The following is a 26,913-nucleotide window of genomic DNA, read 5'->3' on the forward strand; positions in this document are numbered from 1 at the left end:
AAAATAGACCAACAGAAGAGTGATGGAACGAAGAAAGATACTACCTTACTTGGACGGAAGGGCTCAATAACCCAATAGAAAAAACCACTAACCTGAGGCCAAAATGACTTGATCACCACGAATTTTTTTCGCTTGATACATCGCTTGATCCGCCGATTGCAAAAGTTCTAAAGGCACCTTTCCATTTTCTGGATAACATGAAACACCAATACTGGACGAGACTTGGAACGCACAATCGGCAATGTTAAAAACGCGCGATAATTCGTAACAAATTTTCTTTGCCACCACTGCCGCACTTTCTATTGTTTCTGTCTTATTCAAAACCACTATAAATTCATCACCACCCAAACGCCCGACGGTATCCGATTTCCGAACACTCGCACTCAGACGCTCCGCAATGCTCTGCAACAATTGATCTCCTACTGCATGCCCATAACCATCATTAATGCCTTTAAAGCCATCAATGTCGATAAACAGTACCGAAACACGGAATTTTTCACGCTCCGCCAGATTGATAGACGCCTGTAATCGGTCTAAAAGCAGCGTGCGATTTACCAATCCCGTCAAATCATCATGGCCCGCGGCGTACTCCAACAGTACCTCCATGCGTTTGCGCTCAGTAATGTCATGCGCGACGGCAATTCTCACTTGATGTGCTTCCGACCAGCGAGCAGACCAAAGCACATTAACCACCTCGCCATTTTTACATACCCAGCGATTTTCAAAACGAGGCTGAGCTTGCCCAGCAATAATCGACTCCACCGCTCCCAAAGTCAGTGACCTGTCTTCTGGGTACACCATATCCACCATAGACTTACCAATTACCTCACTTGGCGCATAACCAAACATATTCTCAAACGCCGCACTAACAAAGACAAATACGCCATCCCGGTCTACAACACAAACGGCATCTAACATCAGCTCCAAGACTTCCGCTAGATCTATTGCTAGCTCGTTGTTTTTCATAAAATTCTTCACCTAAATTTCAGAGGTATTTATGGATTGTAGAAGACAACACAAGAAAGCGCCGCTGAATAAACGTTATTTTTCAGTGAAGTTTGCATTAAATAGCGACAAATAAATGAAGAAAATAACCAAAAAGAATAAGGTTGATCATCAAGGTGATCCAAAACGTCACCCGAAAACTCAGCTTCTTTGTTTTATGGCGAAATACCTTTTGCCCCAGTATTGCTCCAGGCCAACCACCAAACAAAGACAACAAATGTAATGTCGACTCTTTTACGCGCCATTGGTCACGCCTTGCGGCGGATTTATCCAGACCGTAAAGACAGAACGTCATTAGACTTAACACGCCATAGTAAAAAAATAAGTACATCATGTGAATTCAGTTACGCATCTAAAAAAACAGACAATATCTTCTTTTGGGAGTCCGTCAATCTAAACACCATAGTAAAAGCAACCGTCACTCTCTAAAACGCTCGCCCTAAAAGATTAACATCTTCTGTGATACTTGCATTCTGAGCAATGTTTGGTAACCGCCCCCATTGCTCAAAACCCAATTTGGTAAAGAAGTTTTGACTATTCAGGTTACTAGAATAAATGTAGGCAATAAGATGAGTAAAACCAAAGGTATTTCGATGGGCTTCAAGGTAACGATAAAACTGTGTTCCAATGCCTTTTCCTTGCCAATTTGGCATGACATAAAGACTAATCTCACACGCTGATTCAAACGCAGGCAAGCCGTAGAAAGCTTCAATGGAACACCAAGCAACCACGTTCCCTTCGTTTTCAAACACCAACATCGGACGCTTGTCCGTGGCGCTTTCTAACCAATCCATTACATCAATCAAGCTTATACCGTCTTGCCGGCTTCCTGTTTTGGCAAAATGATCGCTGTGCTGGAAGATATCAAAGACAGCAGGGACATCGTCCAGCTCTGCTTGACGAATGACCCCACTATCGTTGTGCATCATAAAGGCAACTAACCTTGTTCTAGCAAACGGCGTAGATCGATAATCGCCGTATTTGCACGAGAAATATAAGACGCCATCACCAATGAATGATTTGCCAACACCCCAAAACCGCTTCCATTTAATATCATAGGAGCCCAAATGGTTTCTTGAGTCGCCTCTAGCTCTCGTATGATTTGACGCAAACTTACTAATGCATTTTTATCTTGTAGTGTATAGAAAAAATCTACCTCTACAGCACGAAGCATGTGAACCAAGGCCCAGCTTGACCCCCGTGCTTCATAAAAAACGTCGTCCACTTTTGACCATGGCGTTCGCACATAGCGGGTGTTTTCACCGGTCTCTGCTTCCAGACCATCTTCTATTACGCTAGCAGACAAACGCTGAGACAAACTTCCCAAGCGAGTACTAACATCAGACAACCAATCCGCAAGGTTATCTGCGCGTGCATAAAACTGCGCCTTATCATTAGACGCGCCCGCCAAACGATCTAAGTATTCCATCAGTTCTTTGTTACCACGGCGATATTCACTTTCACTCGACGGTAACGCCCAACTCTTCGTGTCAAAGTTAAACTGTGGTTCGGCAATTTTTAAATTCACATCCTCTGTGGATTGAGATTGTGAACGGCTAAATTCCTTACGGAAGGCTCTGGCCAAGTCACGGGATTGCACCAATGCACCAAATTCCCATGCAGGCATGTTGTCCATAAAAAGACCGGGGGGCATCACATCGTTGGTAATAAAACCACCCGGTTTGTCCAACAAGGTTTCGATGATGGTATGTAGCGTGCTTGCTGTTGTGTAGCCAGCAACCAGTTTTTTACTGTTGCTTAAGTACCCTTGCGCCGCGGCTTTTTCTTTCGCGGTGGAAACAACGTCAAACTGATCTGGCTCACTGCTCCAATACATGCCCAAAAAGCTCAATAAAACAGCGATAACCAGTACGACAGATACGGCTATTTTTCCCATGCTGGAAAAATCAATACTTGGCGTTAAGCCCTGCAACTTATTTGTTATCCACGACATTCTTGACCTACCTTAATCTTGTTGTAATTCCACCATGTAATCAGCGCGATGATACGTCATCGCACGCACACGAAATGCTGTAACCCGACTATTAATTATTTGATAAATCAAACGCGCTTCTTTGTCATCTGGCCAATAAATTTCAATCGCCTGCTCGGTTTTTCTGACCTCGTCTATAATAGGCTGAATTTCGGCAATTATCTCATCTTCGCTCAAACTAAAAAGACTTTCTGGCAATAAATACTGCCCTTCTTTTGGTTCTTTTCGCTCAGGCTGCTTATAAACCGCTTTGGGTGTGTGGGCGCGCTTATTCATTAGATCATTCACTCGAGAAGACATTTCAACAATCATAGGATCTTCTGGATTCACAGAGTGTGCGGACTCTAAGTAACGATCAGATTTATTGTAATCATGGCTAAGCGCCGCTTCCCACGCCCATTGCGTGTAAACATCGACAATCGCAGCAATGCCCAGAGTTGCCTTAAAGTTACCAGGGTCTCGCCCCAGTGCCGCTTGAAAATACAAGTTGGCGTTGTCATCTTCAGGCGTTAAAAGTCGTTCTGCAGACAACGCAGCTTCACCTTGCTCAATTAAACTCAACGTTAAGCGCTCGGCGGCGGTAAGTTGTTTTTCTGGTTTAACAATTGGCGCTTCTTCTTCAACGCCTAAAGTATCTTGCTCGTCCATTGGCTGTGTTGCTTCTAATGTCACCCGCTCCGTTTCAATGACTGGCTCCGCTTCTCGCTCTAACGAAACACTCTTTGAAGGCACAACGTTTCCCTGACAGCCTGTCAGGAACAACACAAAAAATAGTAAAGAAACTCTGTTTTTGCTCAATTTGTCCCCTTGCGATTGGCAACTTTAAGGTGGATTGGTAGTCTACACTCTTCATCGAATAGGATGAAACATTGATACCCTATTTAAACAGCGGGTTATACTGGATTGAAGATATTTATGCGCCTACTTGCTTTTTTGTTGTTATTTACCTTCCACAGCGTTTCACAGGCTTTCACTTTTGCACCAACCACGTCACTCTCTCAGCCTGATTTTTTACCCGTTGAGCAAGCATTCCAACTCTCCATTTCCGCCCCAAAAGATGGCAAGCTCTTCGCCACTTGGCAGATAAGCGAGGGTTACTATTTATATCAGAAACAATTCGGCCTATCTGAGCAAAACGTGAAAAACCTGCATATTGCGGTGTTCCCTGCTGGAGAAAAAAAACAAGACGCCTATTACGGCGACGTGACGGTTTATCGCCACCAATTTGTTTTGCCAATCTATTACGACATTAAACTGCCTGAAGGCACTCAGGTAAACGCCATCCTCTCTTATCAAGGCTGTGCTGACAAAGGCCTATGTTATGCACCACAAAAAATACCCATACAGTTTACAGTGCCCGCCTTATCGCAAGCAGCCCCAAAAAGCCTATTAGATAAGCCGACGAATAGTGATTCACGTCATTTTGACAGCAAAAAAACGCTGCCTTCCGACGCACGCTCTGTCAGTCAACTCGTACAAACCACCCCTTTATGGTTCACACTGACAATTTTGTTCGCACTGGGCTTGTTGCTGTCCTTTACTCCCTGCGTTCTGCCTATGGTCCCTATTGTTAGCGCAATTGTGGTTGGGACTCGCCATTCAAAATTAGGCGCCTTTTATTACAGCGGTGTTTATGTATTCGCTATGGCTCTCACTTACGCCGCCATTGGTGCATTAGTTGGCATTTTTGGTACTCAACTCAATTTACAAGCTCAGCTTCAGAACCCGATGCTGCTAACGTTCAGCGCTATTCTCTTTATCGTTCTTGCTTTAGCGATGTTTGGTGTTTACGAGCTATCACTGCCTACAACGTGGCAACAACGATTAAACGTATCCAACCAATCGAAGATCAGTACATGGCGAACAACAATCAGTGTTTTTATGGCGGGTGTGTTTTCCACACTCATTGTGTCCCCTTGCGTTTCTGCACCGCTCGCAGGTGTTCTTCTTTATATAAGTGGACAAGGTGATGTCTGGTACGGCGCTATGATGTTGTTCATTATGGCTATAGGCATGGGTGTTCCACTGTTATTGGTCGGCCTTTTTGGCCCTAAAATATTACCTAGAAATGGTGAATGGCTTCATGACATTAAGGTATTAATGGGGTTTGGGTTGCTCGCCATGTCCATTTGGCTTGTCACTCGCTGGCTACCTGCTAACAGTCATTTGTATTTATGGGGAATGCTCGCCCTCGCTATGAGTGGCTATTTTATTCATCGTGCACTTCATGTTTCTTCTCACCCTGTGCGTTGGTTTTTCGCCCTAACGCTTTTGTGCATTGGGTTTGCGGAACTTATCGGCGCTATGACAGATAGCAGCAAGCCATTGCAGCCGTTGGAAAAACTCACCACGATGTCAGCACACTCAACTCAAGAAGTAAGGCTATTTGATGCCAGCATCACCAGCTTAAAAGAACTCAATCGCATAATAGAAAATCAAGACCCTCGCCCTATCGTGCTAGATCTCTATGCGGATTGGTGTATCAGCTGCAAAATAGTAGAAGACCTGTTTGCATCACCAGAAATTCTGCCGATACTTAGCAAAATACAACTGATTCGAGTAGACGTGACAGATAACTCAATCGAGAACCAGGCACTAATGAAGCACTTCAATCTATTTGGACCTCCTTCATTGGTCTTTTTAGACGCTAATGGCAAAGAAAGAAACGAATTAACCTTAATGGGCGAACCAACGGCATCCTTATTACTAGAACGCCTAGAAATTATAAGCGCTCAAAAATAACTCAAAAGAACGAGAGGTTTACAACAGTACAAAAACGAACCAAGACAAACATTTTTAGGTTTTTTTGCCGCATAACTGGACAATATCCTGCTTTTTATCGATAATTTCCCGTTACAAGCTTTTACAAATTACATTTTTATAAAAGCCCTGTTACAGAATAACGTACACAGAATTATAATAGTCAGTGACGAATACATCACTGAGCCACAAATACAGACAGAAGAGAGTAATCATGGACATTCGTAAAATCAAAAAACTAATCGAGCTTCTAGAAGAATCAAACGTCTACGAGATTGAGATCAAAGAAGGCGAAGAAGCCGTTCGCATTAGTCGTGGTGGTGCCCCTGTTATGGCACAAATGCCTGCTCCAATGATGGCCGCTCCTGTTGCTGCACCCGTTGCTGCAGCAACATCTGAAGCACCAGCCGCTATCGCTGGACACACTGTTAACTCTCCAATGGTCGGTACTTACTACAAATCTTCAGCTCCAGGCGCTAAAGCGTTCATTGAAGTAGGCCAAAAAGTCAATGCTGGCGATACAATCTGTATCGTTGAAGCGATGAAAATGATGAACCAAATTGAAGCCGATAAATCTGGCACAATTGGCGCGATTCTTGTTGAAGACGGCGAACCAGTTGAATTCGACCAGCCACTTATTACTATCATTTAATCCAACGCAAAGGTTTCATCATGCTCGATAAGGTATTGATTGCTAACCGAGGCGAAATCGCGCTACGTATTTTACGTGCGTGTAAAGAACTCGGTATTAAAACCGTTGCGGTCCATTCTAAAATTGACCGCGACTTACTACACGTGCGCCTTGCAGACGAATCTATCTGTATAGGGCCAAACCCATCCGCGCAAAGTTACCTAAACATTCCTGCGATCATTAGCGCGGCTGAATTGACAGACACATCTGCCATTCACCCAGGCTATGGTTTTCTAGCAGAAAATGCAGACTTTGCAGAACAAGTTGAGCGTTCTGGCTTTACTTTCATCGGACCTAAAGCGGAAACCATTCGCTTAATGGGCGATAAAGTATCTGCCATCAAAGCAATGAAAGCCGCTGGCGTTCCAACGGTGCCTGGTTCAAACGGCCCAGTGCCGACGGATCCTGAAGAATGCCTACGTGTCGCCAATGAAATTGGCTTCCCTGTCATCGTCAAAGCAGCAGCAGGCGGCGGTGGTCGTGGTATGCGTGTTGTTCATAATGAAGGCAGCCTTCTAAAATCGATCAGTATCACGCAATCTGAAGCGGGTTCATACTTTGGTGACAGCACGGTTTATATGGAAAAATTCCTACAAAACCCACGCCACGTTGAAGTACAAGTATTGGCTGACGGTCAAGGTAACGCGGTTCATTTGTATGACCGTGACTGTTCTTTGCAACGCCGCCATCAAAAAGTATTGGAAGAAGCACCAGCACCTATGTTGGATGAAGCCTCTCGCCAAGCGTGCCTAAAATCGTGTGTTGATGCATGCATCAAGATCAACTATCGCGGTGCTGGTACGTTTGAATTCCTATACGAAGACGGCCATTTTTACTTTATCGAAATGAACACACGTGTTCAGGTTGAGCATCCAGTTACAGAAATGGTAACGGGCGTAGATATTGTAAAAGAGCAACTTCGCATCGCCAGCGGTCTACCGTTGTCTTTAAAACAAGAAGACATCAAACTTAACGGCCACGCGGTTGAAGCTCGCATCAACGCAGAAGACTCTAAAACTTTCATGCCTTGCCCAGGTAAAGTGGAATATTTCCACGCACCAGGCGGCATGGGTGTTCGTGTTGATTCTCACCTATACAGCGGTTACTCAGTACCTCCGACGTATGACTCTATGATTGCTAAAATCATCTGTCACGCGCCAGACCGTACCGCCGCTCTAAAACGCCTTTCTGGCGCTTTAGATGAAACCTTTATTGATGGCATTAAAACCAACATCGAGCTACAAAAAGAGCTAGCGAATGACGCTAACTTCATTGCTGGTGGTGTTAATATCCATTATTTAGAGAAAAAACTCGGTCTGTAAAGACGGTAGCTTTGCCCTTAGTGATGATACAAATCGCTAAGGGCAATCATTTTCCTCTCGCCTCTCGCACCAAGCTTCGCTATTCTATTCCTGTTTGTTTATTGTTGGACTCCACTTTATGCCTTGGCTTCAAATACGTATCCATACCACTCCAGATCACGTTCCTGCTTTCGAAGACACACTTCTTGATTGCGGCGCGATGGTCGTCACGTTTGAAGACGTGCATGACGATCCAGTATACGAACCAGAGCTGAATACAACACCATTATGGAAGAACACCAAAATCACGGGCTTATTCGAAGCCGATGCAGACATCGATCACATCCGTCCGGTCCTTGAACACAAAGCCACTGCGCTTGGCGAAACCGATATCGATATGAAAATAGAGATACTCGAAGACAAAGACTGGGAAAGAGAATGGATGGACAGCTACCACCCTATTCAGTTTGGCGAACGTCTTTGGGTTTGCCCAAGCTGGCGCGAAGTACCAGACCCTAAAGCCGTCACCTTGATGCTTGACCCTGGTTTGGCCTTTGGCACAGGAACTCACCCAACCACAGCACTTTGCCTACAATGGCTTGATAGTATCGACTGCCAAGACAAAACCATCATAGATTACGGCTGCGGATCCGGCATTCTTGGCATTGCAGGTTTACTACTTGGTGCTAACAACATGGTTGGCATCGACATTGACCCTCAGGCCGTGCAAGCAACCGAAGCCAATGCAGAACGCAACAAGATCGACCCGAGCCGTATCGAAGTGAAACTGCCACCTTACGAGTCTGACTTACAAGCAGACATTGTGGTCGCCAACATTCTTGCTGGCCCACTTGCTCATCTTGCACCAACGATTTCCGCACTGGTTAAACATGGCGGCCAATTAGCCTTGTCCGGCATACTTGCCAATCAAGCTGAGGAAGTCATTCAAGCGTACCAAGAATGGTTTACGATTGAGTCAATTACAGAAAGGGAAGAATGGGTTCGCATTGTAGGCACAAAAAACGCATAACGCTTCATTCATTTTACACCGTTTAAAACAGGAAGATGTATCTCAATGGCCAATAGCTTAATCACACGTTGCCCAAAATGTTCAACCGCATTTCGTGTAAGCGATGAAGTATTAAGCATGGCCAAAGGGAAAGTCCGATGCGGTCAGTGCTTTCACATCTTTGACGCAAGCAAACTAACTGACAGCAAGACAGCCTCTGGCAAATCTTCTATTGAAACGGTATCGCAACAAGACATCCCTGCTACAAAAGAAGCCGCACAACCTGCAACTCAATCTAAAACAACAGACAAACTTAGCGACGTAAAACTCACGCCACCAGAAGAAATCGTCAACCCAGACTGGCTTCAGACACTGTTTGACGATGAAGACCTGAGCCCACCAAGCGAAGACGCCCTTGAAAAACTCACCAGCAATAATGAGCAATCCACCAAGAGCAAATCAAGCCACGACGCTTACCAAGAAACGCCGCAACAACAACCTAACTTAGTAACCAAAACCACTAAACGCGCCACGACTGCCACGGAACAAAACGAACCAGCACCGTGGGAGGTTGAGCTTGCCGAAGTGGAAGCGGCGCTCAAAGCAACATCAAGCACACCAACACCATCAACCAAAAAACCCATTGAAAAACCACCTTTAACAGAAGCAAGCACACTTTCAGCGCCTACTACCGAACCCGACTATATGGTTGCCTTACACTCTTTAGCGCAAAGCGCTTCGGAGCAAACTCGACCATCGGATGCAAAAAACCAGCATAGCATTCTTGAGCAACTGTCCGCACAACAAAGTCTCGCGCCACTTTTAGAAGAAAATGAACCCGCTGCTCGCAAAAAAAACACTCACCCTTGGTTGTGGTTTTTTGCCTCACTATTAGGTGCGGCACTATTATTCGCGCAAGTTGCGACACATTTTTTTGTAGAAGGCAGTAGCTCATCCAATTTTCGATCTTTTTACCGAACAATCTGCTCTTATTCAGGCTGCGTTCTACCAAGGTTTGAAGATGTCAGCGCGATCACGATTCAACATGTGCGCATTCAAAGTCATCCATCCATTCCAAACACACTATTGGTCAACGCCATCATCACCAATACCAGCAATTTTTCCCAACCCATGCCTAAAATTGCACTGGAGTTTTTCGACTTAAATGGTTTACCCGTTGCAGCAAGACTCTTTGCACCGAGCGATTATTTGCATAAAGACTTTCTCGACATCACCTATATGCCGCCAAACACCCCCATTCACTTAGTCATTCCAATACAAGACCCAGGCGCTCGAGCCGTCACTCATCAGCTCAGATCCTTCCCAACAGACACTCGTTCTTACTAGTTTTTTGAGTTTTTCGCACTAAGCTGAAAAAAGAACAAAAAATAGTCAACTTTTTAGCCTGTCAAGACTTCAAAAATGGCAATTGCATAGGTATTATTCACGCCCGCTCGACACTGTCGACGATCTTTAACAATCAATCCAGTATTCAGGAACATCATGGCATTTGCTATTGGCCCGTATTGCGTTGACAAACCCGTTATTCTAGCTCCGATGGCTGGTGTAACAGATTTGCCTTTTCGCCGCCTTTGTCATGATCAAGGCGCAGGACTAGTAGTATCAGAAATGGTCACTTCTGATGTTCGCCTGTGGAACTCGACAAAAAGCCGCCATCGTTTAATTCACGATGCGGAAGTCTCGCCGAGGTCCGTTCAAATCGCTGGTGGCGATCCAAAAATGATGGCAGAAGCCGCACAACAAAATGTTGAGTTAGGCGCGCAAATCATTGATATCAACATGGGTTGCCCCGCAAAAAAAGTATGCAACAAAGCCGCAGGCTCTGCGCTACTTAAAGATGAAGCCCTCGTTCGTGAAATACTGGAATCGGTAGTAAATAGTGTTTCTGTTCCCGTCACGCTAAAAATCCGCACTGGATGGAGCCTAGACCAGAAAAACGGTCTTGCTATTGCTAAAATGGCGGAAGACATTGGCATTCAAGCCTTGGCTGTTCACGGACGTACTCGTGAATGCAAATTCCAAGGACAAGTTGAATACGACACAATTGCTGAGATTAAACATCATTTGACCATTCCCGTTTTTGCCAATGGGGATATCAAAGACGTGCACTCTGCTAAATTTGTGAAAGATTACACTAAGGCGGATGGCATCATGATTGGGCGAGCTGCCCAAGGAAGACCATGGATTTTTCGTGAAATAAATCACTATTTACAAACCAATGAATTGTTAGCACCTCCATCTTTATCTGAGGTGAGACAGCTTGTTATTAACCATGTCAGCGCCTTACACCAATTTTATGGTGATTATTTAGGCGTGCGAATTGCTCGCAAGCATGTTGGTTGGTACTTGCAGACGTTAGCGGATAAAACACAATTTCGCAGCCTGTTTAATCGTATTGATAATACGCAAGAACAGCTTGATAAATTGGAAGAGTTCTTTGTTTGCCAATAGGCAAACGAACCTTACACTTAATGTACTGATTATCAAAAAAGAAGTCCTAGATCGCTCTTCTCGATGATACTCAATGCACATTAAAAAATGGTTAGCTTTAAAAATAGAAGGTCATTCTGTGGTAGAACAAACTCATACTCATACGTTTCAAGCCGCTTCTTCAGAGCAGTCACAAACCCTACGTGACAACGTTGAAAAAGCATTGCAAAACTATTTCGCTCATCTTGATGGGCAGCCAATAACAGACTTATATCAGTTAGTCTTAGCAGAGGTTGAGGCGCCTTTGTTAGAGTCTGTCATGAGCTACACAAAGGATAACCAAACAAAAGCATCCACCATCCTCGGTTTAAACCGAGGCACACTTCGCAAGAAGTTGAAGCAATACGGCATGCTATAAGCACAAAGAAAAAAGGGCGAATTCGCCCTTTTTTTCGTATTACCCTCCCCATGTTTATTTAGTGTTAATTAATTGTGAGAACCATGATGGCAAATCAAAAAACAGTTACTCCAATCAAACGCGCGTTAATCAGCGTTTCCGACAAAACAGGCATTGTCGAATTCGCACGTGAACTAACCGCTCAAGGCGTTGAGATCCTTTCTACTGGTGGCACTTACCGTCTACTATTGGACAACAACGTTAAAGCAACGGAAGTATCTGACTACACAGGCTTCCCAGAAATGATGGATGGCCGTGTTAAAACACTTCACCCGAAAGTGCACGGTGGCATACTTGGTCGTCGTGATATCGACGGCGCCATCATGAAAGAACACGGCATCGACGAAATCGACATGGTTGTGGTTAACCTTTACCCATTCGAAGCAACCATTGAGCGCCCAGATTGCGACCTACCAATGGCGATTGAAAACATCGACATCGGCGGCCCAACCATGGTTCGCTCTGCGGCAAAAAATCACAAAGACGTTGCGATCGTCGTTTCTCCATCGAGTTATGACAGCCTATTAGCGTCACTGAAAGCAGATGGCGGTCTAACTTACGACCAACGCTTTGATCTTGCTGTACAGGCCTTCGAACACACATCTCATTACGACGGCGCAATTGCTAACTTCCTAGGCAAAAAAGTAGAAGGCGGTAGCGAAGATTTCGCTCGCACCTTCAACCTACAATTCCACAAACAAGAAGAAATGCGCTACGGTGAAAATCCTCATCAGAAAGCCGCTTTCTATGTGGAATCCAATCCCAAAGAAGCGTCCATCAGCACAGCAAAACAAATTCAAGGCAAAGCACTCTCTTACAACAACATCGCCGATACTGACGCCGCACTTGAATGCGTAAAAAGCTTCGATAAGCCAGCGTGCGTGATCGTTAAACACGCTAACCCATGCGGTGTTGCAACGGCCACGTCTCAGCTTGAAGCCTACGATCTTGCTTTCCAAACAGACCCAACGTCTGCCTTTGGCGGCATCATTGCCTTCAACCAGGAATTGGATGCAAAAACAGCGCAAGCCATTGTTGATCGTCAATTCGTTGAAGTCATCATTGCGCCAAGCGTGAGCAAAGAGGCCGCAGACATCGTGGCCGCGAAACAAAACGTACGCCTACTTGAGTGCGGCCAATGGTCTGCAAACAAGCCAACTGCGCTGGATTACAAGCGTGTTAATGGTGGTTTGTTGGTTCAAGACCGTGACGACGGCGTGATTACTCTAGACGATCTTAAAATTGTCTCTAAACGCCAGCCTAGCGAAGAAGAACTTAAAGATCTTCTGTTCGCTTGGAAAGTCGCTAAATTCGTTAAATCCAATGCGATTGTTTACGCCAAAGCTGAGCAAACTATCGGCGTTGGCGCAGGCCAAATGAGCCGTGTTTACAGTGCAAAAATCGCAGGTATTAAAGCCGCGGACGAGAACCTAGAAGTGGTTGGCTCTGTGATGGCCTCTGATGCATTCTTCCCATTCCGCGACGGCATCGACGCGGCGGCAGCAGCCGGTATTACGGCTGTTATCCAGCCTGGTGGCTCTATGCGTGACGCTGAAGTTATTGCTGCCGCTGACGAAGCAGGCATGGCGATGGTCTTCACTGGCATGCGTCATTTCCGTCACTAATCGTCGTTATTGATAACGTCTAAAATATTGACAATAAAGGATGAACAGAATGAAAGTTCTTATTATTGGTAATGGCGGTCGTGAACATGCTTTAGCATGGAAGACGGCAGAATCAAGCCAAGTAGAAAAGATTTTTGTTGCGCCAGGCAATGCCGGCTCAGCAATGGAAAACAAAGTAGAGAACGTCAATATTGGTGTGACCGACATTAATGCGCTCGTGGCATTTGCTAAAAAAGAAGCCATCGATCTCACCATCGTTGGCCCTGAAGCACCGCTAGTAATCGGTGTTGTTGATGCATTTGAAAAAGAAGGTTTGGCTATCTTTGGCCCAACCGCTGCCGCAGCACAATTGGAAGGCTCTAAAGCCTTTACGAAAGATTTTTTAGCGCGTCATAACATCCCAACAGCGGCGTATGGCAACTTCACTGAAATTGCACCTGCTGTGGCTTACATCAAACAGCAAGGCGCGCCAATCGTTGTTAAAGCCGATGGCCTAGCCGCCGGTAAAGGCGTAATTTTGGCGCAAACAGAAGCCGAAGCGATCGAAGCCGTTGAAGACATGCTACAAGGCAATGCCTTTGGCGATGCGGGCAGCCGCGTGGTTATCGAAGAATTTTTAACGGGCGAAGAAGCCAGCTTCATTTGCATGGTGGATGGCGAAACCGTGCTACCAATGGCCACCAGCCAAGACCATAAAGCGCGCGATAATGGCGATTTAGGACCAAACACGGGCGGCATGGGTGCTTATTCACCTGCTCCGGTTGTGACACCAGAAATTCATGATCGCATCATGAACGAAGTGATTATGCCAACGGTAAAAGGCATGAACGCGGAAGGCAACCGCTACCGTGGATTCTTATACGCTGGCGTAATGATTGCGGCCGACGGCACACCAAAGACATTGGAATACAACTGTCGTTTTGGTGATCCAGAAACACAGCCTATCATGATGCGTTTGCGTTCTGATTTGGCTCAAATGTGTTTGGCGGCGATCAATGGCAAGCTAGACTCCGTCGAAGCCGATTGGGACCCTCGTGCAAGCTTAGGCGTCGTTCTTGCTGCTGGGGGCTACCCAGCTGATTACCCAAAAGGCGACGTCATCACAGGTTATGATGCTGCGCTACCGGCCCATCAGAAAGTGTTTCAAGCAGGTACAGCTATGAAAGACGGCAAGGTCGTAACAAATGGCGGCCGTGTACTTTGCGCTGTTTCACTTGGCGACACCGTTGCAGAAGCGCAAGCGGGTGCATACGACGTTGTTAACAAGATTTCTTGGGACAAGGTGTATTTCCGCACCGACATTGGCCACCGCGCCATTGCTCGTGAGCAGAAATAATTCAGACTCAGGTTACTGCTGTCTGACATAAAAAAGGCCTCTATTGAGGCCTTTTTTCATCTAACGCTGTTATTTCTAATGCTTTTATTCGAGTTATTTTTTCAATTGGGATTCTTTTTTGTCCAGCCACGCCTTAAACACGCGTCCTGCCTCTAACACTATCAATCCAAAAATAATGCCCGCAACCCAATCTAACCCTAATAAAAAGCCCAGCACCGCAACCATTCCATAGCCATACATAAGATTCGTACGAGTCGTCGGCTTCGCTTGTCTTGCAAACCAAGTGATCCCTAAAAGCAGCAAGCCAAACCAAACATAATATTCCACCAAAATTGGATATAGCATTCGATCCCCTATCTAGTTAATAATGATAGCCTTTATAAAATAAGCTTGGGCTAGTGTTTTGTTTTATCGATTAATTTTACTATTTTTACTCAGCATCTCCAATACAGTATGGAGCGCAAGCACCATTGCTATCATTGATGACAGCAATAATGCATTCAATATTGGTGAGAGTGGCTCCTATTTTATCGATGTGGATCAAACGCTTTCATTTGATAATATAGCGTCTGACAAGTACGCAAAGCGCTTTCGCCCACTGAATCGAGATTACCTGCAATTTGGCATGGTAAAAGGCAATGTTTGGATTCGTACCGATGTTGCCATACGAACCACCAGAAAAACACCCATTTTGCTGGAAATTCATTATCCTCGCCTGCAATATCTAGACATTTATTTGCCCAATTTGTATGAAAATCAAGTTCAAGCCGAACTGGGTGGTGCCCGCCCTTATAGCAATAGAAAAATCCAAACACCAAACTATGTCTTTTCCATTCCAACAAACACGCCTCCCGTGTTTACGCTGTATTTAAGACTGTCATCCCATTTGCCGATCAATGCCGAAATCGAACTCAAAACACTCTCTAAAATGAGCATTGATGCGCAGAAAGACCTGACGTTTACGGGTATTTTGATTGGAATTTTACTGACGCTGTTTGTTTGCAATGTGTTCTTTTTTATAAAAACATCACACCCAATGTATTTAATATACGGCGCCCTGTTAATTGGTATCGCAATTTTACACCTCACCCTTCATGACCAAGTGTCGCAACTGTTCCCCAATCAAACCAACATTCAAGAACGCATATACAACCTAGCGGCTCTATCCTGTTTATGTGCGATTGTGTTCTTTTCTAGACTTTATTTAGACACCAAAGAACATATGCCCAGAATGGACAAGGTGCTTATTGCCATTGGCACTATCGATGCGCTACTGGCCATTGTTTTTGTCATTGCCCCGGAGCAAGTAAACATTCTCGCCCTATCTTTTATGGTCGTTTTCACTCTTATTTTATTAACCGTGCATGCCATCATCGCCTTCATTAACAGCGTCCCTTTTTCCGGATATTATTTGGTCGCACGGCTCACCCTGTTCTGCGGTCACTTCGCCTGGCTCATGTCAATCTACGGCATTATACCCAGCGCTACCTTATTTGAATGGGGACTAACGGTCACCATTATTATTGAAGCCATGATTCATTTCACCGGCATGATGGCGCAAACAACCCCGCTATTACAGAGACGATCAGAGAAATCCAAGCTACCTCAAAATGATATGACCGACCTTTTATCCGATCTGTCCAGTCGATTGCGTCGTCAAATTAACATCATTGGCGGTGGGCTCTCTCATTTAGAGCAAGCCGCCACCTCGAATGACACAAAGCTTTTCATTACGAGCAGCATGACGGCAAACAACAACCTAAAAAATCTAATTGAACGCATTGAGCTATTAAACGATATAAAAGAAAACTCGCTAACGGAGCAAGCCCATCCCCTGACGTTAGATCAGCTAATAGACACCGCTTACAGTAATGCCCAACGCCTAGATCAAGACAACACCCTGATCGAGCTAAACACCTACAAAACCCATCAAGTGGAAATTTTACAAAATGCCGCCATTTTGCAGCATCTTATTGAAAGCCTTGCTCAAGAGTTCAAACATTTCACGGATCAGCCCCTTACACTTAACATTACGCGTCATGACACAAACCGAGATGGCATCACGATCTTAGAGCTCACTTGCTACCCGCTTCCTACACGAATTCATGAGAACAACGCCAATTTTGACCTTGGCATGCATTACATCACACACCTCATACAATATTTGAAAGGGGAATGGCACCTCTCCGAAAATGGTCACACTCGCAGCATGAACATCCAATTGCCCATTCGAGTACACATTCGTCCACTCAATAACGACCTTATTCCGCCAAACCCTCTTGATATCATTCTCTTCGGACAAGAAGACAACGACCTTCAAAAAGCCCTCTCAGTTCTTCAGGCTCGAGCCAATAAAATAGAGCATTTCACGACACTAGAAAGCCTATTGGATTATTTAGATCTGCCTGAAAAGCGCAAAACGGGCTCTATTATCTTAGTGTTTGATAACGGCGGCCATATTCCACACATTACCCAGCAACGGCTTTTGCCTTTAATGCGCAATGAAGACCAGTGCTTACTGATTAGCAACAATGTTAAAATGTCGCTCGATTATGCGAAAAAACTGGGGTTTGATGAGTTGCTCGCCTGTTCTGAACTCGATAGCCAACTGGAGCACATGATGTCTCGTCTCATACAAAAGGGAGACAGGCTAAAGAACGCATCTTTGTCACGGATCAATCCTTTGCGTAAAACGCCTTGAAGCAAAACCACTAACCTTGAATAATACAAACGAATGGAGATGATATGGACTGTTTATTTTGCAAAATAGTGAATGGCGACATTCCGGCAACCGTCCTATACGAAGACGACGATGTGATTGCCTTCGAAGACATTATGCCGCAGGCACCAACGCATTTTCTTGTTATCCCTAAACGTCATATCAGCACACTCAATGATTTAACAGATGACGATGCCCCAATGGTTGGCAAGCTCCAAATCACCGCCGCAAAAATTGCAAAACAAAAAGGCATTAGCGACGCAGGGTATCGTGTTGCAATGAACTGCAACGAAATGGGTGGACAAACCGTCTACCACATTCACATGCATGTATTGGGCGGCCGTGCGATGACATGGCCACCGGGTTAATTAAGAGGAAGTAAGATGATCTCTTTTCTAGATAAAGCCGTATTACAATTTGATCGTGCTTTGCAAACACTGGTTCCGCATGCGGCGACCGCTTCTCGCCCTTCACCTGCGGATCCATTAAGTGAAGCCGAGTTAGATCAAGACGAACTCAAGCACTCGTCTGGGCTCATGCGAATCAACCATACTGGTGAAGTCTGCGCCCAAGCACTTTATGCGGGGCAAGCCACTACGGCAAAACTGGCGGAAGTGCGCCAAGAAATGGAACACGCGGCTGACGAAGAGATAGACCACCTCGTCTGGTGCGAACAACGCCTTTACGATCTTGGCAGTAAACCCAGTATTTTAAATCCGCTATTTTATGGCGCTTCTTTTGTCATTGGCGCAGGCGCAGGACTCATCAGCGATAAACTAAGCTTAGGTTTTGTTGCGGCGACGGAAGATCAAGTCTGTGTTCATCTAAAAAAACACATGGCGACATTGCCATCACAGGATGAAAAAAGCAGAGCTGTATTAACACAAATGCACATAGATGAAGCAAAACACAAAGCCATGGCATTAGACGCTGGTGGTTACGCGTTTCCAAAACCCATTATGGCCATCATGACTCAAGTATCCAAAGTCATGACCACAACCACTTACCGAGTTTAATCATGAACAGAGACCTTCATTCTATTCGTCGTGACTACCAATTCGACGACCTTTTGGAAGAGCAATCCGGACACGACCCTCTTGCTCTGTTTGATGCTTGGCTTGAAAAAGCGATAGATAGCTGCCCAGACGACCCGACCGCCATGGTACTCAGCACAGTGGATTCAGACGGCTGGCCTCACTCTCGCGTGGTGTTACTAAAACAACGTAACGAATCCGGCTTTTCATTTTTTACCAATTATGACAGCGAAAAAGCGCAGCAGCTGGCAAACAACAACAAAGCCAGCATGACCTTTTTCTGGCCCGCCCTTTCTCGCCAGATTCGCGTTGAAGGCACGATTGAAAAAGTCTCTCGGGATATTTCTGAAACCTACTTTGCCAGTCGACCTCGCGGTAGCCAACTCGCGGCTCGAACCTCGAAACAAAGCACGGTCATTGAAAGCCGAGAAGCCTTACAGCAAGCCTTCAATAAAGAAGAACAAGCGTTCAATGACCAAGACGTACCTTGTCCGGAAAACTGGGGCGGTTATGTTCTGAAACCCACATTCATTGAGTTTTGGCAAGGACGACCGAGTCGCCTCCATGATCGGATCTGCTTTACCGCAAACGAAAAAAATTGGCTGAGAACTCGTAAAGCGCCGTAACCGCGCCATCGTTACGCTTTAGTGGACATCGTTTATTTGGCGATCAAAGCAGGAGACGAAAGGTCAAACTCATTCTCTCCTCTTTGATTCTCTTCCTGATTGGCAAAGAATGCTGCCACAACACCTGAGTCGAAGCCGACATAGTCAACCAACTTCCATTTTCTAACATCTGGCTGTGTTTAATTTTATGATTAACCTTTGAACGAAACAGAAAGGGTCGTGCTACTCCCAGACTCAACATCGCCACTACTGGCGCTGGCCCCAATGTTTTTTCATCGTCCGAGTGCCACCCCATATAATCTTCACCATTTTGATACCAGTTCAACAGCACCGCGTTAAAAGCTTGTCCAGCTTGTGCTTCCGCCTCCGCTTTAACTGACAACAACCATTCAGGCCAACCTGCGCCAATATGGTCTTTACCAGAATAGCGATAATGCAAACCGTGGTCTGCGACGAACGCCACCAACCTTGGCACGAGCACATCTCGCCCAAACATCGATAGACTTTCTCTTTCCCACAACAAACCGTCCTTCAGACGAGGTAAAAGCGCCTGCGAACTTGAGCTAGAAAATGAGTATCGGTATGATGGCCGAGCTTCCATTAAACTATTCACTTTGGATTTCCATGCAAACCTCTCCAGTATATGAGCCCGCAAAACGCAGTGCGTTTTTAGACATTTACCGCGGCTCTGCCGTACTGTTAATGATGATTTTTCATTTTTGCTGGGACTTGCTCAATTTTGGTTTTATGGAGTTCTCTATTTACGACCCTTTTTGGGTACACTTTAGAAGCCTTATCCTGACGCTATTTCTTTCCGCAATTGGCTGGTCGACATTCATCGTATTAAAGAAAGACAAGTCAGCTTCTTTTTGGAAGCGAGATATCAAGCTCTTCCTTTCTGCCGCGGCGATTTCCCTAGCGACCTATCTTGCTGTGCCAAACCAATGGATCTATTTTGGTATTCTGCATTTTATCTTTATCGCGTCTCTCGCTATTAGACCAATTGCTCGCTGGCCAATACATTGCGCTATCTTTGGTGCCGCGATTATCATTATTTACCATTCAACAGACTGGTTGCTTTTCCCTAACGCCTTCTCAACCATAACCCATTACATTGCACTGCCACAAAGGACGCTTGATATCGTTTTCCCATTCCCTTGGGTTGGTGTCGTGTTGATAGGACCACTGCTAGGCTATTTAAACTGGCACAAAATCCCTACACCACAACATACTGTATTGACGGTATTCGCTTTTATGGGTCGTTATGCGTTACCAATTTATCTTACCCATCAGCTTGTTCTGTTTGCACTCGTTGCTACGTTCAAAATGGTGCTCACCTTCATTTCTTGATCAGTTTTCGTGCGCTCGATAAGGTTAGTTTTTTTCATGCAAAAATAGAAAAAAATAGCCTTTCTGGCCTTGCCAATTGCTAACTTTACGCTTCTTGAGGCAAGTAAAGTAAGTGACCACTTAGGCATTCTTTATTTCTCATTTTCGAGTTTTTTTCAAGCCTTGATTTTACATTGAATGAGCACTATTGTTCGTTACAGATTATCAATGAAGCACTACATATAGTGTGTTGGTCGAAAAGAACACACTATATAGAGTACATCACCTCTTTTTATAATGCACTAATGGGAAGTTAAGGCATGAGCACTCTCACAGTTACTAAGCGTAACGGGACCACCGAAAACATCAATCTTGAAAAGATTCATAAAGTGATAACGTGGGCCGCTGAAGGATTAGACAACGTATCTGTTTCCCAAGTGGAATTAAAAGCACAAATACAGTTTTTTGAGGGTATTCGCACAACCGATATCCACGAAACTCTCATCAAGTCTGCTGCTGATTTGATTTCAGAAAACACACCAGACTACCAATACCTAGCTGCACGCCTAGCCATCTTCCATTTGCGTAAAAAAGCCTTTGGTGACTTTGAGCCACCACATCTTTATGCGCACGTCAAAAACCTCGTGCAGCAACAGCGTTATGACTCCCATTTATTAGAAGATTACACTGAAGAAGACTTCAACGAGCTGAATGCATTCATGGATCACTCTCGTGACATGGACTTTTCTTATGCGGCTGTAAAACAACTTGAAGGCAAATATTTAGTTCAAAACCGCGTGACGGGCGAAATTTACGAAAGCCCTCAGTTTATCTACATCCTTGTCGCGGCTTGTTTATTCGCGAAATACGATAAGACAGAGCGATTGACTTTGATCCGCCGTTTCTATGACGCCGTGTCTAAATTCAAAATTTCGCTGCCAACACCGATTATGTCCGGCATCCGTACACCTACTCGTCAATTTAGTAGCTGTGTGTTGATTGAATGTGGCGACTCGCTTGATTCCATCAATGCCACATCAAGCGCCATTGTGAAATACGTGAGCCAGCGTGCCGGCATCGGCGTGAACGCGGGCGCTATTCGTGCACTAGGCAGCCCAATCCGTGGCGGCGAAGCATTCCACACAGGATGCATACCATTCTACAAACATTTCCAAACAGCGGTTAAAAGCTGTTCTCAAGGTGGTGTTCGTGGCGGCGCGGCGACGGTTTTCTACCCAATTTGGCATTTAGAAGTCGAAAGTCTATTGGTTCTAAAAAACAACCGCGGTGTTGAAGAAAACCGTGTTCGCCACCTAGATTACGGCGTTCAATTCAACCGTTTGATGTACCAACGCTTGATTAAAGGTGGCAACATCACCTTATTCAGTCCATCCGATGTGCCTGGTTTATACGATGCGTTCTTCGCAGACCAAGAAGAATTCGATCGCCTATACACCATGTACGAACAAGATCCTGCGATTCGCAAACAAACCATGAAGGCAAGCGAATTGTTTACCTTGTTTGCTTCAGAGCGTGCCAGTACAGGCCGTATCTATTTGCAAAACGTGGATCACTGTAATACACACAGTCCGTTTGATCCGGCCGTTGCGCCAGTCAAGCAAAGTAACTTGTGCTTAGAAATTGCGTTACCGACTAAACCGTTAAACAGCATCGATGACCCAGAAGGCGAGATTGCACTTTGCACTTTGTCTGCCTTCAACCTAGGCGCACTTGAGAATCTCGACGAACTAGAAGAACTAGCAGAACTGATCGTTCGCGCGCTAGACAGCTTGTTGGATTACCAAAACTACCCAATTCCAGCCGCACAACGTGCAACAGAATTGCGTCGTACATTAGGTGTTGGCGTTATCAACTACGCGTATTACCTAGCGAAAAATGGCGTTAAATATTCCGATGGTTCTGCCAACGAATTAACGCACAAAACCTTTGAAGCCATTCAGTACTTTCTATTAAAAGCATCGAACAAGCTGTCAAAAGAGTTTGGTCCTTGCTTGGCCTTCAATGAAACAACGTATTCAAAAGGCATTTTGCCAATCGATAGCTACAAAAAAGAAATCGATGCCATTTGTTCTCCAGAATTGTTCTATGATTGGGAAACCTTACGCAGTGATATCGTAGAGCACGGCTTGCGTAACTCAACGCTGACCGCATTAATGCCATCTGAAACATCCTCTCAGATCAGTAATGCCACCAACGGCATTGAGCCACCACGTGGTTTTGTTTCTGTGAAAGCCAGTAAAGACGGTATTCTTAAGCAAGTTGTTCCTGAGTTTGAACGTCTAAAAGACAACTATGAATTGTTGTGGACCATTCCATCTAACGATGGCTATCTGCAATTAGTTGGTATCATGCAGAAGTTTGTTGACCAAGCCATTTCGGCAAATACAAACTACGATCCACAAAAATTTGAGTCTCAAAAAGTACCGATGAAGGTCATTCTGAAAGACTTGTTGACCGCATACAAATTGGGCGTGAAGACACTCTACTACCACAACACCCGTGATGGTGCTGACGACAAACAGGAAGACATGGACGATTGCGCTGGCGGCGCTTGTAAAATCTAAGCCAGTAATTGTCTGATACAGCAAAGCCTCATCCCAATGAGGCTTTGCTACGTTTACCGCGTAAATACAACTATCAACATCTATTAATAACTAAGACATCTTCACAACCGAACATGTCTTACGCTTTTGAGGAATACCCTGAGACATGAGTTACTCGACTTTCAACCGTAAGCACTTCGATAGTACAAAAGAACCTATGTTCTTTGGTGAAAATGTCAACGTTGCTCGCTATGATCAGCAAAAGCACCCTATTTTTGAAAAGCTAATAGAGAAACAGTTGTCTTTCTTTTGGCGTCCAGAAGAAGTGGATCTTTCGACAGACCGCAAAGATTTTCAAAGACTAGAAGAACACGAACAACATATATTTTTAAGCAATTTAAAATACCAAACACTTTTAGACAGTGTGCAAGGTCGATCACCAAATGTTGCCTTATTACCCATCGTTTCTTTGCCAGAATTAGAAACCTGGATCGAAACCTGGTCGTTCAGTGAAACCATTCATAGTCGCTCTTATACTCACATTATTCGTAATATCGTCAACGATCCGACCAAAATTTTTGACGACATTGTAACCAATGAAGAAATCACCAAACGAGCAGACAGTGTTTCAAAATACTATGACCGTCTCATTGAAATGGTGAGTATTTACAACACTATGGGCATGGGCACATTTAATATCCCAGGAAAAGGCGATATTGAAATCTCTATGCCTAAACTGAAGAAGGCACTTTACCTAACCGTTGCCTCAGTGAATGTGTTGGAAGCCGTGCGTTTTTATGTGAGCTTTGCTTGCAGCTTTGGTTTTGCTGAACGAACACTAATGGAAGGCAATGCGAAAATCATCAAGTTAATCGCGCGTGATGAAGCCCTTCACCTCACTGGCACACAGCATATGCTTAACCTAATGGCATCCGGTAAAGATGACCCAGAAATGGCCATTATTGCTGAAGAGTGCAAAGAGGAAATGCGTAATATCTTTGTAGAAGCCGCCGAGCAAGAAAAAGATTGGGCAACGTATCTTTTCAAAGATGGCTCCATGATCGGTCTAAACGCTCAAATCTTAGGTCAATATGTTGAATACATTACAAACGTACGCATGCAAGCCGTTGGTCTTGAAACGTACTTCCCAACCAAGCACAACCCAATTCCTTGGATCAATGCTTGGCTAGTAAGCGATAACGTACAAGTTGCACCACAAGAAGCCGAAATAAGCTCTTACTTGGTTGGACAAACGGACAATAGTTTAGATGACTCAGACTTCGATGACTTCGATCTCTAAGCACGCATTACCCGAAACGAAAGATCAGGTACATCGTGTACTCATTGGTAAGAAGCAAATTCTTGTCACAGAAGAGGAACCGTTATTGGTTCAGCTTGAACGTGCAGGCATTCATATAGAATATCAATGTCGCGAAGGGTATTGCTCTTCTTGCTCTGTGAAGCTCTTATGGGGACACGTCAGTTACCCATTTGAGCCTTTAGCGTGGGTGCAAAGCGGTTATATGTTAGCCTGTTGTGCGATCGTGAAAAGCGATATCGAAATCGCTTTTTTCGATTAACCCCCGTCCAATCCGTTTTTCGACTTCCCTTAGCCCAATGTGCGATAACCCGCGTAAATTCGAGTTGCTGTGGTTATCCAACAAATCCCACCAAACACATACGCCAACAAGGAAAAATGCGCTGGCAATAAACAAATCAACACTAAAAACGCGATGGTTTCTGCCCCTTCCGCCAAACCACCTAAGAAATACAAAGATTTATTGCCGTATTCCAAACGCTCAATTTTTCGTTTTTCTGCCATAATAGCAAACGCTAAAAAGCTGCTTCCCGTTCCCATAAAGGAAAAAATCAAAAAGCTTGCCGCTAGCGCATTCTCTATCGGATTCATCAGAGCGAAACCGAAAATCACGGCTGAATAAAAAATAAAATCTAACGTAATGTCCAAATATCCACCTAAGTCGGTGGGCCCCTGCACCCTCGCGACGGCGCCATCCAGCCCATCCAGTACCCGATTAATGACAATAAAAACCAACGCCAATACTGTATTGCCAAAGTACAACGCAGGCAGCACCAGAATGCCGATAAAAAATCCCAACAGGGTAATCCAATTGGCCTTCACGCCAACCTTATTCAACCCCATGGCCATAAGACGTAACGGGGTTTTCAAAGACTTAATAAAAAACGTGTCTAACATTCAAAACAACCTTGATTCCATAGGGACGAAGCTTTCAAAGACTTGATACAATATAAGCCAACAGGTGTCACTCTCACCATCCATTGACTCACTATTTAACATAATAAGGTAACTATGATTCACGCCAAGCAATATGGTTCCTCTGGCCCTAATCTTATTGTCATTCACGGTTTATTTGGCAACGCAGACAATTGGCACTCCATAGCACAAGCTTTAGCGGAACAGTTTACTGTGTATTGTGTTGACCTGCCTAATCACGGTAAATCGGACAACATGATGGACGCGACTTACCCGAAAATGGCCGATGAGATACTCGATTGGGCAAAGGCCAACCATGTTGATTCGTTTTATTTATTGGGGCATTCAATGGGCGGAAAAGTGGCGATGCAAATGTCGGCAATGGCTCTTCCGGAGCAAATAAAAAAATTGATTGTGGTGGACATTGCACCAGTGGATTACCAAGCCAGCCACACTCGAATTTTAGACGGTTTGAAGGCCATCAATAACGGTGACATTCACTCGCGAAAAGAAGCGGACGCACTCTTAAGCCAATACGAACCCAACCTTGCCGTCAGACAGTTTTTATTAAAAAATCTAATGAAAAGTGAGCAAGGCTTTAAACTTTCTTTGTCGGTCGACAATATTGCGAACAGCTACGCGACGATTCTAAAAAAACCCACCATTGAAACAGCGGTCACCACACCAACGCTGTTTATCAAAGGTGAACACTCAGATTACATTGTCGCTGAGCATCAAAAGGCCATTACAGACCGTTTTTCAAACGCGAGTTTTAAAGTGATATCGGGCGCAGGACACTGGCTTCACGCGGAAAAACCCGTCCCCTTTACCAGTTTAGTGAAACGTTTTTTACAATAATTAATCGCATATTGTGTCGGAACAAAGACCAAAACGGTCTTTCAAATAGGAAGAAGAAGGTAATACAATGCCATGGGATTTAATCAGATAAGGGTTAAAGCTGACCCGCAATCGATCGGGGTATACGGCATCGAGCAGTATCCCTTTTGTTTCCCAGGCGGTCAGTCGTTCTGCCAGCGACTGTAACTTAGCGTCATTATCCGAATAAATAGCAAACAATGAGCCTGAACGCACGAAAGCCAAAGAAGGCCCGATCATCACTTGTTGTTTGTGAAACAGTAACCTCAAAATATCCTGCGCATTGCCATTTTTATACAGCTCTGAATCCACTAACGAAACAATCAACGCCGAGTCTTCTAGAATAAAGTTTATCGACCTCAACACAGACAGCCGATCCGTCTGTGTTTTTATAAATTGGAAAACAAAACCATATTGATCCGCTTGGGCCATCATGTCTTCTTCATTAACAAACAGATGATCACTATAAATCACCGCAAGCGGTTTGCGATCAAACCACACGGCTTGCAGTAAATTCAATCGGGTTGCCAGCGGCGCGCCAGAAAAAACACCACTAACAGGCATTGCGCATTGCGGCTTTATTTTAAGATACTCTTCTTGCCCAATGAAAACCGCCATAACCGCCCCAACAGCAGCGACTGAGCACACCTTTCGGAAGCTTTCAGCTCCCACGGTAACCATCACATCATCATGCTTAAGGACGTTAATATTTTGAACAAACAACGTGCTGCGAACAGGAATTAATGGTTTTTTTATCGTTAATAGCTTAGACAGTTGGAATGTCAGAGAACGTACTGAACTTTCTTCGGTATCGTGTATAACATAAATTGCTGCAGGCACCTTCAATGAAGCCAGCAGCAAAAATATAAGAAGAAAAAACCTTTGCACGTTTCTATTAATCCTA

Annotated in this window: 27 protein-coding genes; 18 read left to right on the plus strand and 9 right to left on the minus strand. The window is 44.7% G+C overall.

Translation table 11 applies throughout. From position 1 onward, the window contains the following. Window positions 1-87 precede the first annotated feature (87 nt). The 5 genes from D104_RS32635 to D104_RS32655 form a co-directional block, all read right to left on the minus strand. Window positions 88-966 (minus strand): sensor domain-containing diguanylate cyclase, encoded by an 879-nt coding sequence (locus D104_RS32635; protein ID WP_024024870.1) that lies wholly within the window; start codon window positions 964-966, stop codon window positions 88-90. A 97-nt stretch (window positions 967-1,063) separates the two neighbouring features. After that, window positions 1,064-1,339, minus strand: a complete 276-nt coding sequence (locus D104_RS32640; protein ID WP_024024871.1) for a DUF1294 domain-containing protein — start codon at window positions 1,337-1,339, stop codon at window positions 1,064-1,066. Window positions 1,340-1,430: 91 nt separating this feature from the next. Then, window positions 1,431-1,934 (minus strand): GNAT family N-acetyltransferase, encoded by a 504-nt coding sequence (locus D104_RS32645; RefSeq protein WP_024024872.1) that lies wholly within the window; start codon window positions 1,932-1,934, stop codon window positions 1,431-1,433. An 8-nt stretch (window positions 1,935-1,942) separates the two neighbouring features. Continuing rightward, the gene (locus D104_RS32650) at window positions 1,943-2,959 is read right to left on the minus strand and encodes a DUF2333 family protein (RefSeq protein WP_024024873.1); all 1,017 of its coding nucleotides are present in this window, start codon (window positions 2,957-2,959) and stop codon (window positions 1,943-1,945) included. A 12-nt stretch (window positions 2,960-2,971) separates the two neighbouring features. Beyond that, the gene (locus tag D104_RS32655) at window positions 2,972-3,730 is read right to left on the minus strand and encodes a hypothetical protein (protein WP_235075940.1); all 759 of its coding nucleotides are present in this window, start codon (window positions 3,728-3,730) and stop codon (window positions 2,972-2,974) included. Window positions 3,731-3,913: 183 nt separating this feature from the next. Between D104_RS32655 and dsbD the strand changes: the two genes are divergently transcribed. The 9 genes from dsbD (at window position 3,914) to purD (ending at window position 14,628) form a co-directional block, all read left to right on the plus strand. Continuing rightward, a complete protein-coding gene (gene dsbD / locus D104_RS32660) occupies window positions 3,914-5,740 on the plus strand; it encodes a protein-disulfide reductase DsbD (protein ID WP_024024875.1) in 1,827 nt (608 codons plus the stop codon). Between the two features lie 232 nt (window positions 5,741-5,972). Continuing rightward, complete coding sequence (gene accB, locus D104_RS32665; protein WP_024024876.1) at window positions 5,973-6,410, plus strand: acetyl-CoA carboxylase biotin carboxyl carrier protein; 438 nt, start codon at window positions 5,973-5,975, stop codon at window positions 6,408-6,410. Window positions 6,411-6,430: 20 nt separating this feature from the next. After that, on the plus strand, window positions 6,431-7,771 hold the full coding sequence (gene accC / locus D104_RS32670; protein WP_024024877.1) for an acetyl-CoA carboxylase biotin carboxylase subunit: 1,341 nt from the start codon (window positions 6,431-6,433) through the stop codon (window positions 7,769-7,771). Window positions 7,772-7,889: 118 nt separating this feature from the next. Continuing rightward, window positions 7,890-8,780 (plus strand): 50S ribosomal protein L11 methyltransferase, encoded by an 891-nt coding sequence (gene prmA, locus D104_RS32675; protein ID WP_024024878.1) that lies wholly within the window; start codon window positions 7,890-7,892, stop codon window positions 8,778-8,780. Window positions 8,781-8,825: 45 nt separating this feature from the next. Further along, on the plus strand, window positions 8,826-10,106 hold the full coding sequence (locus D104_RS32680) for a zinc-ribbon and DUF3426 domain-containing protein (RefSeq protein WP_024024879.1): 1,281 nt from the start codon (window positions 8,826-8,828) through the stop codon (window positions 10,104-10,106). 156 nt (window positions 10,107-10,262) lie between these two features. Further along, on the plus strand, window positions 10,263-11,231 hold the full coding sequence (gene dusB / locus D104_RS32685) for a tRNA dihydrouridine synthase DusB (RefSeq protein WP_024024881.1): 969 nt from the start codon (window positions 10,263-10,265) through the stop codon (window positions 11,229-11,231). 118 nt (window positions 11,232-11,349) lie between these two features. Further along, window positions 11,350-11,628 carry a DNA-binding transcriptional regulator Fis gene (gene fis / locus D104_RS32690; protein WP_012070668.1) on the plus strand — a complete coding sequence of 93 codons (279 nt, stop codon included), beginning with the start codon at window positions 11,350-11,352 and terminating at the stop codon, window positions 11,626-11,628. Window positions 11,629-11,714: 86 nt separating this feature from the next. Continuing rightward, entirely contained in the window at window positions 11,715-13,292 is a 1,578-nt protein-coding gene (gene purH, locus D104_RS32695) for a bifunctional phosphoribosylaminoimidazolecarboxamide formyltransferase/IMP cyclohydrolase (RefSeq protein ID WP_031215164.1), read from the plus strand. Between the two features lie 49 nt (window positions 13,293-13,341). Beyond that, entirely contained in the window at window positions 13,342-14,628 is a 1,287-nt protein-coding gene (purD, locus tag D104_RS32700) for a phosphoribosylamine--glycine ligase (protein ID WP_024024884.1), read from the plus strand. A 93-nt stretch (window positions 14,629-14,721) separates the two neighbouring features. Here the strand turns inward: purD and D104_RS32705 are convergent, their stop codons facing one another. Continuing rightward, window positions 14,722-14,973 carry a hypothetical protein gene (locus D104_RS32705; RefSeq protein WP_024024885.1) on the minus strand — a complete coding sequence of 84 codons (252 nt, stop codon included), beginning with the start codon at window positions 14,971-14,973 and terminating at the stop codon, window positions 14,722-14,724. A gap of 58 nt (window positions 14,974-15,031) precedes the next feature. Here D104_RS32705 and D104_RS32710 point away from each other — a divergent pair, with 58 nt between their 5' ends. Genes D104_RS32710 through pdxH form a run of 4 tightly spaced genes read left to right on the plus strand, consistent with a single transcriptional unit; the run spans window position 15,032 to window position 19,007 of the window. Next, the gene (locus D104_RS32710) at window positions 15,032-17,329 is read left to right on the plus strand and encodes a 7TMR-DISM family protein (protein ID WP_024024886.1); all 2,298 of its coding nucleotides are present in this window, start codon (window positions 15,032-15,034) and stop codon (window positions 17,327-17,329) included. 44 nt (window positions 17,330-17,373) lie between these two features. Further along, on the plus strand, window positions 17,374-17,715 hold the full coding sequence (locus D104_RS32715) for a histidine triad nucleotide-binding protein (protein WP_024024887.1): 342 nt from the start codon (window positions 17,374-17,376) through the stop codon (window positions 17,713-17,715). A gap of 15 nt (window positions 17,716-17,730) precedes the next feature. Then, window positions 17,731-18,363 (plus strand): 2-polyprenyl-3-methyl-6-methoxy-1,4-benzoquinone monooxygenase, encoded by a 633-nt coding sequence (gene coq7, locus D104_RS32720; protein ID WP_024024888.1) that lies wholly within the window; start codon window positions 17,731-17,733, stop codon window positions 18,361-18,363. A 2-nt stretch (window positions 18,364-18,365) separates the two neighbouring features. Further along, entirely contained in the window at window positions 18,366-19,007 is a 642-nt protein-coding gene (gene pdxH, locus D104_RS32725; RefSeq protein WP_024024889.1) for a pyridoxamine 5'-phosphate oxidase, read from the plus strand. A gap of 43 nt (window positions 19,008-19,050) precedes the next feature. Here the strand turns inward: pdxH and D104_RS32730 are convergent, their stop codons facing one another. After that, a complete protein-coding gene (locus tag D104_RS32730) occupies window positions 19,051-19,608 on the minus strand; it encodes an alpha-ketoglutarate-dependent dioxygenase AlkB family protein (RefSeq protein WP_024024890.1) in 558 nt (185 codons plus the stop codon). On the opposite strand from D104_RS32730, the gene D104_RS32735 reads away from it, so the two are divergent. The 4 genes from D104_RS32735 to yfaE all read left to right on the plus strand — a co-directional run bounded on the left by D104_RS32735 (window position 19,578) and on the right by yfaE (window position 24,480). Continuing rightward, window positions 19,578-20,357: a heparan-alpha-glucosaminide N-acetyltransferase gene (locus tag D104_RS32735; protein ID WP_235075942.1), complete on the plus strand. Its 780-nt coding sequence runs from the start codon at window positions 19,578-19,580 to the stop codon at window positions 20,355-20,357. The genes D104_RS32730 and D104_RS32735 overlap by 31 nt on opposite strands. A gap of 299 nt (window positions 20,358-20,656) precedes the next feature. Further along, complete coding sequence (gene nrdA, locus D104_RS32740) at window positions 20,657-22,921, plus strand: class 1a ribonucleoside-diphosphate reductase subunit alpha (protein WP_024024892.1); 2,265 nt, start codon at window positions 20,657-20,659, stop codon at window positions 22,919-22,921. Between the two features lie 145 nt (window positions 22,922-23,066). Next, the gene (gene nrdB, locus D104_RS32745) at window positions 23,067-24,200 is read left to right on the plus strand and encodes a class Ia ribonucleoside-diphosphate reductase subunit beta (RefSeq protein ID WP_024024893.1); all 1,134 of its coding nucleotides are present in this window, start codon (window positions 23,067-23,069) and stop codon (window positions 24,198-24,200) included. Then, window positions 24,184-24,480 carry a class I ribonucleotide reductase maintenance protein YfaE gene (yfaE, locus tag D104_RS32750; RefSeq protein WP_024024894.1) on the plus strand — a complete coding sequence of 99 codons (297 nt, stop codon included), beginning with the start codon at window positions 24,184-24,186 and terminating at the stop codon, window positions 24,478-24,480. The genes nrdB and yfaE overlap by 17 nt, the downstream gene beginning before the upstream one ends. Window positions 24,481-24,509: 29 nt before the next feature. Here the strand turns inward: yfaE and D104_RS32755 are convergent, their stop codons facing one another. Beyond that, window positions 24,510-25,115 carry a CDP-alcohol phosphatidyltransferase family protein gene (locus D104_RS32755; RefSeq protein ID WP_024024895.1) on the minus strand — a complete coding sequence of 202 codons (606 nt, stop codon included), beginning with the start codon at window positions 25,113-25,115 and terminating at the stop codon, window positions 24,510-24,512. A gap of 114 nt (window positions 25,116-25,229) precedes the next feature. On the opposite strand from D104_RS32755, the gene D104_RS32760 reads away from it, so the two are divergent. Continuing rightward, the gene (locus D104_RS32760) at window positions 25,230-25,991 is read left to right on the plus strand and encodes an alpha/beta fold hydrolase (RefSeq protein WP_024024896.1); all 762 of its coding nucleotides are present in this window, start codon (window positions 25,230-25,232) and stop codon (window positions 25,989-25,991) included. Here D104_RS32760 and D104_RS32765 read toward each other — a convergent pair whose 3' ends face one another. Beyond that, the gene (locus tag D104_RS32765) at window positions 25,992-26,897 is read right to left on the minus strand and encodes a hypothetical protein (protein ID WP_024024897.1); all 906 of its coding nucleotides are present in this window, start codon (window positions 26,895-26,897) and stop codon (window positions 25,992-25,994) included. Window positions 26,898-26,913 lie beyond the last annotated feature (16 nt).

The organism is Marinomonas profundimaris (assembly GCF_000508165.1).
GTDB lineage: Bacteria > Pseudomonadota > Gammaproteobacteria > Pseudomonadales > Marinomonadaceae > Marinomonas > Marinomonas profundimaris.